At 54.4% G+C, this 13,939-nt stretch carries 11 protein-coding genes and 1 tRNA gene; 7 read left to right on the top strand and 5 right to left on the bottom strand.

Features of this window, described 5'->3' with window-relative positions; translation table 11 throughout:
- Positions 1–90 precede the first annotated feature (90 nt).
- From ACILP3_RS07445 to ACILP3_RS07435, 3 genes are read left to right on the top strand one after another with little or no spacing between them, the layout of a single operon-like run.
- A complete protein-coding gene (locus ACILP3_RS07445) occupies positions 91–1,116 on the top strand; it encodes a sensor histidine kinase (RefSeq protein ID WP_395616022.1) in 1,026 nt (341 codons plus the stop codon).
- 49 nt (positions 1,117–1,165) lie between these two features.
- Positions 1,166–2,407, top strand: coding sequence for a 23S rRNA (adenine(2503)-C(2))-methyltransferase RlmN (gene rlmN, locus ACILP3_RS07440; protein WP_395616021.1), 1,242 nt, complete (start codon positions 1,166–1,168; stop codon positions 2,405–2,407).
- A gap of 3 nt (positions 2,408–2,410) precedes the next feature.
- The gene (locus tag ACILP3_RS07435) at positions 2,411–2,995 is read left to right on the top strand and encodes a septation protein IspZ (protein ID WP_395616020.1); all 585 of its coding nucleotides are present in this window, start codon (positions 2,411–2,413) and stop codon (positions 2,993–2,995) included.
- Here the strand turns inward: ACILP3_RS07435 and ACILP3_RS07430 are convergent.
- Positions 2,992–3,765, bottom strand: coding sequence for a thioesterase family protein (locus ACILP3_RS07430; protein WP_395616019.1), 774 nt, complete (start codon positions 3,763–3,765; stop codon positions 2,992–2,994). The genes ACILP3_RS07435 and ACILP3_RS07430 overlap by 4 nt on opposite strands.
- Between ACILP3_RS07430 and ACILP3_RS07425 the strand changes: the two genes are divergently transcribed.
- Complete coding sequence (locus ACILP3_RS07425; protein WP_395616018.1) at positions 3,764–4,912, top strand: AraC family transcriptional regulator ligand-binding domain-containing protein; 1,149 nt, start codon at positions 3,764–3,766, stop codon at positions 4,910–4,912. The two genes, ACILP3_RS07430 and ACILP3_RS07425, sit on opposite strands and share 2 nt — an antisense overlap.
- A 64-nt stretch (positions 4,913–4,976) precedes the next feature.
- Here the strand turns inward: ACILP3_RS07425 and ACILP3_RS07420 are convergent.
- Positions 4,977–5,051, bottom strand: a tRNA-Val gene (locus ACILP3_RS07420).
- A gap of 216 nt (positions 5,052–5,267) precedes the next feature.
- Here ACILP3_RS07420 and ACILP3_RS07415 point away from each other — a divergent pair.
- Entirely contained in the window at positions 5,268–6,137 is an 870-nt protein-coding gene (locus ACILP3_RS07415) for an N-formylglutamate amidohydrolase (RefSeq protein WP_395616017.1), read from the top strand.
- A gap of 312 nt (positions 6,138–6,449) precedes the next feature.
- Here ACILP3_RS07415 and ACILP3_RS07410 read toward each other — a convergent pair whose 3' ends face one another.
- Together ACILP3_RS07410 and ACILP3_RS07405 are read right to left on the bottom strand one after the other, a co-directional pair.
- Entirely contained in the window at positions 6,450–7,229 is a 780-nt protein-coding gene (locus ACILP3_RS07410; protein WP_395616016.1) for a SapC family protein, read from the bottom strand.
- Between the two features lie 66 nt (positions 7,230–7,295).
- Entirely contained in the window at positions 7,296–8,735 is a 1,440-nt protein-coding gene (locus tag ACILP3_RS07405; RefSeq protein WP_395616015.1) for an FAD-binding oxidoreductase, read from the bottom strand.
- 90 nt (positions 8,736–8,825) lie between these two features.
- Between ACILP3_RS07405 and ACILP3_RS07400 the strand changes: the two genes are divergently transcribed.
- The gene (locus tag ACILP3_RS07400; protein ID WP_395616014.1) at positions 8,826–9,329 is read left to right on the top strand and encodes a hypothetical protein; all 504 of its coding nucleotides are present in this window, start codon (positions 8,826–8,828) and stop codon (positions 9,327–9,329) included.
- Positions 9,330–9,443: 114 nt separating this feature from the next.
- Positions 9,444–10,829, top strand: coding sequence for a DEAD/DEAH box helicase (locus ACILP3_RS07395; protein WP_395616033.1), 1,386 nt, complete (start codon positions 9,444–9,446; stop codon positions 10,827–10,829).
- Positions 10,830–11,070: 241 nt separating this feature from the next.
- On the opposite strand, the gene ACILP3_RS07390 is transcribed toward ACILP3_RS07395, so the two are convergent.
- Positions 11,071–13,842, bottom strand: a complete 2,772-nt coding sequence (locus ACILP3_RS07390) for a TonB-dependent receptor (RefSeq protein ID WP_395616013.1) — start codon at positions 13,840–13,842, stop codon at positions 11,071–11,073.
- Positions 13,843–13,939 lie beyond the last annotated feature (97 nt).

Below are 13,939 nucleotides of genomic sequence, written 5' to 3'. Positions count from 1 at the left end.
AATTATAACAGTTGATGTTTGTTCGATAACAAATTGCGCCTGGGTACGGCTCTCGCCCCGAGGGTCTCCAGTTTACAACGGCTCTATGCCATGGAAAAACCGCTGACCCGTTTGCCCGAGCATGCCGACAATATGTCGGTCGCATTGATATCGTCCTCCTTTTCACCGCTTATTTTGTTGCGGGAGGATCTGACCATTATCGCGGCGAGTAAATTCTTTTGCGCTGCTTTTGATCTCGATTGCGCGGGCGTTACGGGCAAAAAGCTCGCCGACTTGGGTGGGGGCGAATGGAATGTGCGGCAGCTCAACGCGCTGTTGCAAGCCACGATCTCGGGCAAAGCTGCAATTGATATTTATGAAATGGATTTGGTTCGCCCTGAAAAGGACACGCTGCGGCTTTTGATAAACGCCCATACGCTCGATTATTTTGAAGCGGAGAGCATTCGTGTCGTGCTCGCCATTACCGATGTCACATCGCAGCGCTTGGCCGATAAAGCGCGCGACGATCTTGTCCGCGAAAAACAGCTGTTGCTGAACGAAATCCAGCACCGCGTTGCAAATAGTCTGCAGATTATCGCGAGCGTCCTGCTGCAAAGCGCCCGAAAGGTGCAGTCGAACGAGACGCGGGAGCATTTGCGCGACGCCCATAACCGCGTGATGTCCATCGCAATGCTGCAAAAGCACTTGTCGTCGACAGCCGTCGATAATGTCGGCCTCAAAAATTACTTTGCGGATTTGTGCAATAGCATCGGCGCATCGATGATCGGTGACCCCGGGCGCGTAAAGCTCTCCACGCAATGCGATGACAGCGCGGTTGACCCAGATACGTCGGTCAGCCTTGGCTTGATTGTCACCGAATTGGTCATCAATTCGTTAAAACATGCCTTTCCGGGCCGGAACCAGCCCGGGTCGATTAAGGTAGGCTTCAGTTCGGTTGGCAAGGCATGGACGCTCATCGTTGCAGATGACGGCGTCGGCATGCCCCAGGATGAAGAAGACCGTAAGCCCGGGCTAGGCACAGGTATTGTCGAGGCATTGGCAAGCCAATTGGGTGCAGTTGTCATGATTTCGGATGCGGCACCGGGAACAAAGGTTTCGGTGGTCCGTACCGCCTAAGCCGCAACGCTGGCTTTTCGCGCACAACATAATTATAGTCGCGGCTATCATGCAGATTCCAGGCCATATCGACCCCGTTGTCACGCCGCGCGCGATTACCCCACGCAGCGATGGACGCATTGACCTCATGGGGTTGAGCCATCTCCAAATTCGGCAGCTATTTGAAGAATCGCAGTTGGACGAAAAAGCGGCGAAGCTGCGTTCCAAGCAGGTTTTCCATTGGATTTACCACCGCGGCGTCACCGATTTTGAGGCGATGACCGATATTGCCAAGACGATGCGGCCATGGCTTGCCGATCGCTTTGTCATTGGCAGGCCAGAAGTGGTCGAGGCGCAGGTGTCGACAGACGGCACGCGCAAATGGCTTTTGCGCACGGACGATGCGCAGGATTATGAGATGGTGTTCATCCCCGATGCCGATCGCGGAACTTTGTGTATTTCAAGCCAAGTTGGTTGCACGCTGAATTGCCGGTTCTGTCATACCGGCACAATGCGGCTGGTGCGCAATCTGACGCCGGGCGAAATCGTCGGTCAGGTCATGCTGGCACGTGATGCGTTGGGCGAATGGCCAAAGGGCAATATGGCCTTTGCATCGGCGGAGGAAGATGATGACGACGATGTCGGCCATTACACCGCCGATGGCCGCATGCTGACCAACATTGTCCTCATGGGCATGGGGGAGCCGCTCTATAACTTCGACAATGTCCGCGACGCGATCAAGATCGTTATGCACGGCGACGGCCTTGGTCTTTCGCGTCGCCGTATCACGCTGTCTACGTCGGGTGTTGTGCCGATGATGGCGCGCGCAGGCGAAGAGATTAACGTCAATCTGGCGGTATCGCTGCACGCAGTGGTCAAAGAGGTGCGTGACGAACTGGTACCCTTGAACCGCAAATATGGCATTGATGAATTGCTCCGCGCTTGCGCCGAATATCCCGGTATCAGCAACGCGCGGCGGATTACGTTTGAATATGTGATGCTGAAGGACAAGAATGACAGCGACGAAGATGCGCGCCAACTGGTCAGCCTCATCCGGCAGTATAAACTGCCCGCCAAGGTCAATCTAATCCCCTTCAATCCATGGCCCGGCGCAGACTATGCATGTTCTGACCCCGAACGGATTAAGCGTTTTTCCAGCATTATTTTTGAAGCTGGCATCAGCGCGCCCATCCGCACACCACGTGGCCGCGACATCATGGCGGCATGTGGGCAGCTAAAATCCTCCAGCGAGAAGAAAAGCCGCGCTGAGCTTGACCGCCTCGCCGAAGAAAAACAGGCGGCTTTGGGTTAAGGCATGAGCTTACAAAGCGGACAAGACACGCATGGCGGCGTATTTGCACGGCACAATCGCCTGCCTTTTGCGATTGATGTGGCCACGGGCTTGTTATTCTACGTCATAGCCAAAATGACCGATTTACAGACGGCCGCCTTGGTTGGTGTTGCCGTTGGCTTTGGCCTTGTGACGTTCCAACGCATCACAAAAATCGACGTCACGGGCGGCCTCGCTTTGTTTGGCATCCTCATGCTTTGCATATCGGCGGGCCTTGCAGTCTGGTTGAATGATGACGAATGGATCAAGCAGCGCGGTACGATTACGGGCCTGATTGCGGCCAGCTTCTTCATCATCGATGGTGCGCGGGGAGGGCCGTATATCGGCAAAGGCTTGGCACGCTATATGCCCTATTCGGATATCCATGCAGGCCGCTTTGCCATAGTCATGGGCGTCATCGGTCTTATCATGGCGGCGTTGAATTATGGCGCTGCAAAGTTGCTGACCACGGACAATTGGCTGTTCTACAAAACCTTCGTCGATAATTTTATCGTTATTGGCCTTGTCCTGCTTGCCATGCGCTATGCCCGGACAAAGCCGGCCGTTTAAGCGAAAATCGCGACCGATTGCATACCCGTTAGCACTGCTTCGCCGCTGCTGTTCCAGACCGTCATATATTGGCCGCTAGCGCCGTTGGCGGCGTGGTGGGTTTCGCTCGATAAATACCACCAGCCATTTTCGGTGGTTGGCGCGTCGGTCAGCATATTGATCTGCCAGTTCATGGAGCTCACCATGCCCTTTTCGGTCATCAGCCCCATGGCCGACGGCGGCAGGGCGTCCCCGATACAGATAAGCTCCGCAATATGGTCCAACCCTTGATGCTCGGTCAGCCGATGCCAGCTTGCCAGCCGATTGGTCGCCATGCCCAGCTCCAGCCTTTTGTCTGGATATTGCATATGGCCAGTGAAAAACTCTGGCGGGCCGCTGCGCACAACATCGTCGGTTGGAATAAGCGGGAAATCTGGAGCCGGGATATTCACATAATCCAAATGGCTTTGCCTACGGTTCATGAAAATGAAATTGCATGTTAACCCGACACCATCTGCGCCAGATATTTCGGCTTGGATGAAGGCGGTGTTCTTGCCGCGCCGCAGGATATGTGCGCTGACCTCTATTTCGCCTGCCAGAGGCCCGACAAAAGCAATCTGGGCCGATTGTAGGGGCGGAAGGTCGTCCGCTGCCAACTTGGCTGCCTGATAGGCCAGAACGGAGCTCATGCCGCCATAGCAGGTGCGTCCCTGATGCCAGCTTGGCGGGATGGAGATAGTGTGAGTCGTGGCGCCGGGTGAAAACTGGGCGAGAAGAGATGCGAGATTCATGCCCTTTGGCTTAGCGATGGAAAATCAATGCCGCAAGCCGCGGACGAAAACTGGCTTGCGTCGGAATGCGTTGCGTGTTGAACCTTGTGATATCGCCAAAGGGAGACATCCGATTTATAACTGGATCGACGATCTGCTGCAGCATGGAAAAGCTATCGCGCCGGACACAATATCGGCAAGACTTGCCAGCTGGATATTGCGCGTCGCAGTTGCAGAGGGCGCGAACAGGCGAGAGCTTATCTCCGTTATGGGCCTTGATGAAACAAAGCTTCGCAATCCCTTAAGCCGGATTTCCGGGCAAATCGCGTTGCGTCTTTTGACAACATTGCAGACCATTTTTAACGATCCAGCGGTGCACCTGCGGCTTGGCGGCAAGCCTGTGACGCAGAACTTTTCCGACTTCGGCTATGCCACGCGTTTTGAACGCGATCTTGCCTGCGTGATTCGGGCGTATGTGCTGATTCAACCACTGCTGCAGAATATGGTGCGGACGAACTTCCACGCGGATGGTAAGCCACCATTTTTTACATGGGATTACGCACCCGAGCTTGCGCAGAGCTACGCCAGTTTCGTCGAGTTTTCTGTCATGAACTTCGCGCGTTTGTCGCGGCAGGTGCTGAATGAACCACCTCTGCTGAAGGCTGTGCATTTTCAGCATCAGCCCCAGTTTGGTACAGCTATTTACGACGCTGCTTTTGATTGTCCGGTAGAATTCGGAATGCCGCAAACGCGCCTGGAAATCGCTGGGCGTCAGGTGTTTCGTCCATCGCCGTTCGCGCAACAGGCGCTGCTTGATGCAGAGTCTGATCGCTATGCGCTTCCAGTCAAGTGGATGCTTGCAGGCAAAACCCAATTGGCCTTTAGCTATTTCTATCTCACAAGTGAGTTAGACAAGTCACCGCCGACATTGGAGCGAATGGCCGCATCCTTTGGCATGAGCGAACGGACATTGCGGCGTAAATTGGTCGATGAGGGCATGTCCTTCCGTGACTTGCTTGATTTGGTGCGCAAGGACTTGTGCAGGCTGTACTTCATGGAAGGCACGCGCTCCTTGGGTGAGGTCGCGCTGCTGCTGGGCTATGGTGATCTGAGCGCATTTACCCGGGCGTATAAAAACTGGACCGGAACGCCGCCAAGCCGAGGTTAAGCCGCCGCTATTGTCGCGGTTAAAGGCAAAACGGTAATGCATGAAGACATCGCAAAGGAACATATGGTGGGCGTAGCAAGGATTGAACTTGCGACCCCTGCGATGTCAACACAGTGCTCTACCACTGAGCTATACGCCCACTCTGCGGCAGCCTCTAGCTGGGCTTGCCCTATCATTCAAGCCTATTTCAGTTCACCGAAACTTTCCTTTGCAAACAAGCGTTCGACTTCGAGAATAAGACCCTTGAGATGGAAGGGTTTGGACGGGAAGTTGGCGCTTGGCCTGTTCAGCTTTTTATTTTTTCCCATTTTGCGGAGTATCTGCCAATTATGTCGCGGGTAAGTTAAGGGGAAGCATGGCATCGACGGAGTTAAATGGATTCGCAAAATGGGGTACGGAAACACCCTCTGTGCCTGTACTGCTGTCCGTGCCGCATGCTGGGCGTGATTATCCATCGGCGCTGTTGGATGCATTAAGGCTACCGCCTGCCGTGCTACTGCGGCTTGAGGACAGATATGCCGACATATTGACGCGGCGCTGTGTCGCGTTGGGCTACCCTGTCATTATGGCGCACCGTGCGCGGGCGTGGATTGATTTGAACCGCGACGAGCAGGATATTGACGCAGAAATGGTGCAAGGGGCGCTGCGCAGTGATTATCCGCCGCCAGGGGTCAAGCAACGCGGCGGTCTTGGCCTTATTCCCCGAAGATTGTCGGGCGAGGGTGAATTGTGGAAACGGCAACTTACTTTGGATGATGTGCAGCACCGCATATTGTCGTTCCACCGACCTTATCACGAAGCCGTCGCCGATGTGCTCGAACAGATGCGGCAGCGGTTTGGCGTAGCCATATTGCTTGATCTGCACAGCATGCCGCCGATCCGTGGCGCAACGTCTGGACCAGCACCTCAATTTGTCATTGGTGACCGTTTCGGCAAAAGTGCAGCGTCGCGATATGCCGAATTGTTAATGGCGCGGTTGCAAGCCCATGGGTTTAGTGCCGCGCTTAACCATCCTTATGCCGGCGCGTTTATTCTCCGTCGCCATGCGCGGCCACGTGCAAACATTCATGCCATTCAGCTGGAAGTAGACCGTTCTTTATATCTCGACCCCGATTTGCGCCATCCCGGGGCTGGTTTTGACCGCATGAACAGCATGATTGCTGCTTTGGTGTCGGCGCTTGCCGACGAAGCTTTGGGTTCCGCTACCCTGATTGCTGCGGAATGATGAAAAAAACCACCCCGGATCGTTCCGGGGTGGCCTAGGTTCAGGGAGTTGATGCCCTCACAGACATCGGTGGACGGAAACGGGAGGGGATGATTCCGTCCATGCTTAAGGATGGGGTGTTGGCATTACGGTTTCAAGACTCATGTCGAAAACAAACGCAGTTTGCCGACCAGCCGCCCGATGGTTGCGGGGAATTGTGCGTTAACCGTCGCTGCAACCGCGTCGGGGCCACAGAATGTAGAAAAGAATCGCGCGGTGCGCCCTGCCGTCACGTCCCCAAATCGGTCAGTGACGGCATGAAGCATTCACGGCTTAGGTCGAAGGCAGTTCCGTCACTTGCGGTACCTTACCTTGCGCGACTTGCACTGCAAAGATTTCCCGCATTAACTGCAAAGAGAATAAATGTGCATGGATCAGCGCAAGAATACCGTTTTGGTTCAACTTGCGAACAGTATCGCCCCGAAGCTCGCGCAATTTATTTTCATCGACCATCTTAAAGCCACGATAGATGAAGGGTTGCTCCTGACCTTCTTGCTGAATGGATACTTCACCATCCATGAGAAGGTCGAGCTTTTTGATTTCTTCAACAAAGGCGTGTGTTTGCGCGCCAGCATTTTCAAAGTCTTCGCAGAACTTCAAAATCGCGTTGGTGTTCTCGCTCGGCTTGCCGTCTTCAAACAAAGGCAGTCCTTCGTCAAATTCGCCAACCGCACCGGATGTTGGGTCAAAGCACAATGACAGTTCGTCAGTGTCCGGACGCAGTTTCGCCAGCAGGAAGGGATAGCGGCGGACATAGGCAGGGATGTATACGGGGCGTTCAAAATGCCCTTCGTCATTCATGAAGGTGTTCACGCCTTCATTCATGCCCATCAAGACGAGCGGTACGGGGTTGTCCGATGCGGAGAAGATGATGGGATAGGTGCGCGACGCCGGCACAAATTCTTCGATCGTCAACGGAATGGCATGTTGACCCTCAAGAAACTTAGCGTTTTCGAGCATGCGTGACTTCCACGTTGCATGATCGTTGCTGCTCAACGGCAATAGGTCGTTGTACAAAAGCGGGAGGTTGGCGGCTTGGGGCGCGGTGGCCATATGTAACTCCATCGTTGAATTATAATAAAGAAATTTTGAAGGCGCCGTTTAAGCGGATAGCCATGTTTACGCAAGCGGAACAAGCTTGCCGGGGTTCATAATTCCCAGCGGATCGAACGCATTTTTAATGGCACGCAATGCGGCAAGCCGCGCGGGTTCTGCCAAACGTTCGAACTCGTCGATTTTGGCATGTCCAATGCCATGTTCTGCGGAAAGCGACCCGCCATAAGCGCGCACGCGATCGTAGACATGCGACGTGATTGCTTTGCCATCGCCTGCGTACCAAGAGGCGATATCGACGCCATCGGGGGCCTTGACATGAAAATGGATATTGCCGTCGCCCAAATGCCCAAAGGCAAGCGTTTTGGTGCCAGGATAGGTGCTTTCAATCACTGGCGCTTCATCCTCAATGAAACGGGCCATCGCCGACACGGGAACGCTGATATCATGTTGAAGCGCAGGCCCCGCCGCGCGCTCAGCCTCTGCAATCGAATCGCGAATTTTCCAGAATGCTTCGGCTTGCGCATCGCTGCTCGCAATGGTTGCATTGCCGAGTAGATTTTCATGCATGGCCTTTTCCAAGAGGTGCGTGGCCAGCTCGCTGGGGGGCATCTGCCCTGGATCATCCTGCACAAATTCCATCAGCGCGTGCCAGCGATGCGAAGTATCCAAGGGCGGCCGGGTTCCGGCGATGTGGGTCGTCACGGCATTCAGCGCGCGCTGCGGCAGAATTTCAAACCCTTCCAAGCGTTCCCGGCCATGCCGTTGCATGAACAATAGCAAGTCATATGCTTGGGCGGGGCTGTCAACACCGGCCCATACGACGCAGCGATCTATCAGGGCAGGGACTGTGTGTAAGACGGCCTTGGTAACGATACCAATCGTCCCCTCTGCGCCGATCAGCAGTTGTTTCAGATCATAACCACGATTGTCTTTTTTCAACGGTGCCATAGCATCGTAAATGGATCCATCGGGCAAGACCGCCTCAAGGCCAGCCACCAGCATCCGCATCGTGCCGTGGCGGAGTACTTGCGTTCCGCCTGCATTAGTTGAAATCAACCCGCCGACGGTCGCGGATCCCTTTCCACCCAAGGTCAGCGGAAAACGGCGTCCAACCACCGCTGCTGCCTCGTGCAAATTCTGCAGAATAACCCCCGCATCACAGCATATCAGGCCATCTTCCGCTTCCATCACGGCTAGGTTGTTCATGCGCCGCAAAGAAAGGATCATCTGCTGACCGCTCTTATCCGGCGTTGCGCCAGCGACCATCCCGCTATTGCCGCCTTGCGGAACCAGAGAAATGCGGTGCTTAGCCGCGAGCTTCACCACGGCTGCAACTTCGTGCGTATTGGCTGGCGAAAGCAGGGCAGGCGCGGCGCCAGTAAATCGGCCGCGCCAGTCGGTTAGCCAAGGCGCAATCACGTCGGTTTCGTCCGAATAGCCCTTCGGTCCCAATATGGCGCGAAATTCGGATAAAATCTTTACATCTGGCACAGTATTTTCCATTGTCCGCAACGGCCCTGGCTTGCAATTCATGATAGGTTCAACCTTATCGAGTAAAGCGACCCGAAGTTCAACGTTATACCGGAATGTTTCTTGCGCGCACTATTGGTAATCATCCTTTTTGGGGTCGCAGGCACAACATTGTCGCACAAGGCTTTGGCGCACTTTAAGGTCGCTGCGATTGATCGTCCGTTCATGCCCTTGCTGGGGTTGCAGACCGACTTTCATCAGGTGCGCATTGACCAACGTGTTATCGTTAGATTTCCTGCCCCAGATTCCATGCCAGCAACGGTGGGTGCGCAACGACAGTCCGTTGGCAAGATAAGGTATAAGGAAAAAAAGATTGGCAAATGCTTGTTGGTCAACAAGCTTGGTGGATCGCGGCCTGGTCCTGACCGCAGTCTGGATTTAGTGACGCGGGACGGCATTCTCATTCGTGCGTATCTAGGGGACGGCTGCCTCGCCCGCGAATTCTACGCTGGCGCTTATATGGAACGGTCATATGACGGCAAATTATGCGTCAATCGCGATCTTTTGCATGCCCGCACTGGGGCCAAATGCGATATCGACAAATTCAGGTTGCTGATCCCGCGTTAGCGCCCGTTCCATCGGGCATGCATCTTGACATTTGTTGCGGTAGCGACCAATGCCCACCCTCGTCCCCATGAATTTGTCTCTGGTGGCGCGGCGCCATTTTTTCCGGAACATTATATGCGTTTTGCCGATATCGGCCTGTCTGACGAGTTGTTGAGAGCTTTGAGTGAGGCTGGCTATGACTCGCCGACCCCAATTCAGGCAGCAGCTATTCCGCAAGTCCAAATGATGCGCGATATCATCGCCATCGCGCAAACAGGGACGGGCAAGACGGCAAGTTTCGTTCTCCCGATGATTGACGTGCTCGCCAATGGCCGCGCGCGCGCGCGGATGCCGCGCAGCTTGATATTGGAGCCAACACGCGAACTGGCAGCGCAAGTTGCAGAGAATTTTGAAAAATACGGCAAATATCATAAGCTGTCGATGGCGCTTCTGATTGGTGGCGTGCAAATGGGGGATCAGGTCAAGGCGCTTGAAAAGGGCGTTGACGTTTTGATTGCTACCCCCGGCCGGTTGATGGACCTGTTTGAACGCGGCAAGATTTTGCTGACTGGTTGCGAAATGCTCGTCATCGACGAGGCGGACCGTATGCTCGATATGGGCTTTATTCCCGATATTGAGCATATCTGCACAAAATTGCCTACAACGCGCCAGACTTTGTTGTTTTCGGCCACGATGCCGCCGCCTATCAAAAAATTGGCGGACAAGTTTTTGTCCAATCCCAAATATATTGAAGTTGCCCGTCCCGCGACCGCCAACGTCAACATCGAACAGTTTTTGGTCAACGTAACCCAGATGAAAAAGCGCGATGTTTTGCGCGACCTTCTGCGTACGGAAACAGTGTCGAACGCGATCATCTTCTGCAACCGCAAGACGACGGTGCGCGAATTAAACACCAGCCTTCAACGCCACGGCTTTCGTTCCGGCGAAATCCATGGTGACATCGACCAAGCGTCGCGCCAGAAGCAATTGGAAGCGTTTAAAAATGGCGACATTGAACTGCTCGTGGCATCCGATGTCGCGGCACGCGGGCTTGATGTAAAGGGCGTCAGCCATGTGTTCAACTTTGACGCGCCATGGCATCCCGATGACTATGTCCACCGTATTGGCCGTACGGGCCGTGCTGGCGCCAAGGGCAAGGCATTTACATTTGTCACAAAGGCCGACGAAGAAGCGATTGAAAGCATTGAAAAGCTGATCGGCAACAAGATTGCGCGTTTGGGCAAAATCGAAGCGCCTGCCGAGGGTGAAGAACGTGCGCCGGCAAAGCGGGGGCGTCGAACACCTTCGGCTAAGGCCAAGGAAGCTCGGTCTGACACGCCTGAGGCAGCAGCCAAAGTGCCAGAGCCAGTGCGTGAGAAAGCGGCTGCCAAGCCATCACGTGAGAAGTCAGCGCCTAAGGCTGACGTCGCTAAGCCCGATCAGTCGAACGGGGCAGCAGCAGGTGATGATGGCTGGAATGGGCCAATGCCCGGTTTTTTGAGCGTGGGTTTCGGCAGTTAAGCAACGCTTGCGGCGCGATTGATCGGTCAATTTCAAAATTGCTTGTTCTTCGTCATCCTGAACTTGTTTCAGGATAGCAGGCTAGGTTGATGCGTTATCCTGAAACAAGTTCAGGATGACGAAGGCTGCGCGCTGATGCTATTTGCAGTCATCGAGCTAAATCCGATTTCACTGTCTCTTCATCCAATAAAAAAAGGCCCGCATCGCTGCGAGCCCTTTTCCATTTAGCTGAGCTAAGTTCTTAAAACTTGCCGCGCAATGTGATGCCATAGGTCCGCGGTTCGGCAAGGAACTGCGAGAAGATCTGGCGACCACCGGGATATTGTGGATCCACAAATGGTGCCGAGCTTTGACCCGCCTGGAATGGCGAGTTGAAGGCGACCTGTGCATAATCCTGATTGAAGATATTCTGACCCCAAAGCTCAATACCCCAAGCTTCATCAGGTCCGCGCAGACCAATACGCGCGTTGAATACGGCGAAACCGTCTTGCTCCTTCTGCGGGAACAAGTCGGAACCCGTGTTGTAATCGCTGGTCATACGACCATCGATGTAAACAAGGCCGCTCATACCATTGCTGCCAATATCCGGCGTCCATGTGACGCTTGAGGTGGCAACGATTTCAGGAGCGTTCGACAGATTGTCGCCTGGCAATTTGCGCAGCGCAGAATCGAGAGGTGCGCCGTTCTTTGTGCCGATCAGATCGTCCCGATAGGTGGTCTTGGCATAAGTCAGACCAGCCGCCATGCGGAAGTTACGTGCTGGCGTCAGCGATGCTTCAAGCTCAAGACCTTGCGTGCGAACACCATAAGTGATGTCGCCCTTGGCGCAGCTTCCAGTCGCATTCGGGGTAGCATTGAAGTTGGTGCCAGCAGCGGAAAGATTCTGATCTGTATCCGCATTCGGTCCGCCAACGAGGTTATCACAACCATTGACGTTCTGAACGAGGAACACGGTACCGTTAAAGGTATTCAACTGGAAGCTGCTGAAGTCCGAACGGAAAGCCGAAACGCTCAGGCCAAATGGACCATTTGAGAATTTCGCACCCAGTTCATAGCTGTCCACCAATTCGGGATCGAACTGGAGATTGCCGACCAAAGCCTGCGCACCGCCAACCGAAGCAAAGGTTGGAACTGGCGATTTCAGCGCCGAGCGGTCAAGGTTGAAGCCGCCTGCTTTATATCCGCGTGCAAAGCTACCGTAGACCAAGAGATCATCAACTGGCTTCCACGAAAGGATGGCCGTTCCGGTGATTTGATCTTCATTGCGGTCATCACGGATCGACACGCCGTTGAGTTCAGCGGTCGAGTTGCCCTGACAGGAAAGGCCGATGATTGCGCCAGCAGTTGCAGCCGCGGGAGTCGTCAACAGCGACGCCAAAGCCGCTTGGTTTGCTGTACAAATCGTGTTGTCGTTGCCGAAGGTCGCGTCGAACTTTTTCTTGTCCTTCGTGTAGCGAAGGCCAAGCGTCAGATCGACAGTGTCGGTGACGTGCACGATGTTGTGCGTGAACAGCGCCCAGTTCGTTCCATTCTGGAAATAACGATCGTTGGTCGAACCAACATTGTTCATAGTGTCGAGACGGTCAAATGCGGACATGATGAGTGGCCCCGCAGCGCCCAATGCACCCGAAACGGTTGGACGCAATGCCGGCGTGATGCAGCTTTGCGCAGCAGGGTTGTATGCAAATGCCAAGCCGCCGCCGGATATAACGCGGCAATTTGCAAAGCGGCCATATTGATTACCGAAGCGCAGATTGTCACGAACGGTCAGCTTTTCATTGGCAAAGAAGCCGCCGACGAGCCAATCCAGCTTTCCGTCAAATGCTTCACCCTGCAGACGCATTTCCTGCGTGAAGGTGTGGAACTGACGATAGGCATCGTCGCTTGGTGCGCGATACAATATGTCGACCTCACCATAATCGGTGTCGGACGCCTGACCGGAGCGATACTGGCGGTAAGCCGTAATCGAGGTCAAAGTTGCACCGCCAAAGTCATAGTCCACCTGACCGGAGAAACCGTAATCTTTGGTTTCACCGCTGAATAAGCGGTTCGGGCTAACCGAAACATTGCGACCAAAGCCTTGGTTGAATGCAGCCATTGGCTGACCCAAGTCGCGCAATACATTGATGATGTTGTTAGATGTCGCTGTTGAAGCCACGCCGGTCGTGCTTGGTGTGTTCAGGTCGCCAATGAATTGATTGACGGTCCGATCAACATAGGTTGCCGCGCAGCATTCTTCCTTGCGGAACGTATAGTCCGCAATCAAACGGACGGACAATGCGTCTGTGGGTTCGAACAGCAACTGACCACGCAGGAAGTAACGGTCACGATTATTGATATCGCGGCCATTTTGGTCATCGCGGTAGAAGCCGTCGCGTTTGACGTACACGCCATCAACACGGAATGCCAATTGCTCCGAAATCGGGCCAGTGACGCTGCCCGCAGCGCGTATGAAATCATAATTGCCGTATGTCAGCTCGCCAGTGCCGCCAAAAGTGAAGCTTGGCTTTTTCGAATAAATGCTGATGAGGCCAGCTGACGAGTTGCGTCCACCCAGCGTGCCCTGGGGGCCACGTTGCACTTCGACGCGGTCAATCTCGCCGAGTTCGTTCAGGCCAATGCCCGAACGCGAACGGTACACGCCGTCGATGAACACAGGAACCGAGCTTTCAAGACCGGGGTTATCGCCCACGGTCCCAATGCCGCGAATACGGGCCGAGCCATTGGCTTCTGATCCGGTAGAGGACACGAGCAAAGATGGGGCAACTTGGTTAAGCTGACGAATGTCGTTCGCACCGCTGTTTTGCAGTGTTTCGGCGTTAACGGCAGAAATGGCGACAGGAACGTCGGAAAGCAATTGGCTACGACCCTGCGCCGTCACGACGATTTCTGCGTCGGCAGAGTCTTCGCCTTGAGGTGCTTCTTGCGCAAATGCCATGCCGGGCACGCCAAGTGCGAGGCAGGCGGCCGACAACTTCAATGCACGGCTAAAAGATTTGTCACGTCGCAACATTTATTCTCTCCTATTTGACACAATGTTGACATTCTAATGCGTGTGCAGATGAATGTCATCGGCCTAGAGTGCTGCAATCTCTTTAAATTATACGGTG

This window comes from Sphingorhabdus sp. (genome assembly GCF_044239665.1).
In the GTDB taxonomy this organism is placed as follows: domain Bacteria; phylum Pseudomonadota; class Alphaproteobacteria; order Sphingomonadales; family Sphingomonadaceae; genus Sphingorhabdus_B.
Note: the sequence above shows the minus strand (reverse complement) of the source record. Positions and strands in the feature narration are given on the sequence as shown.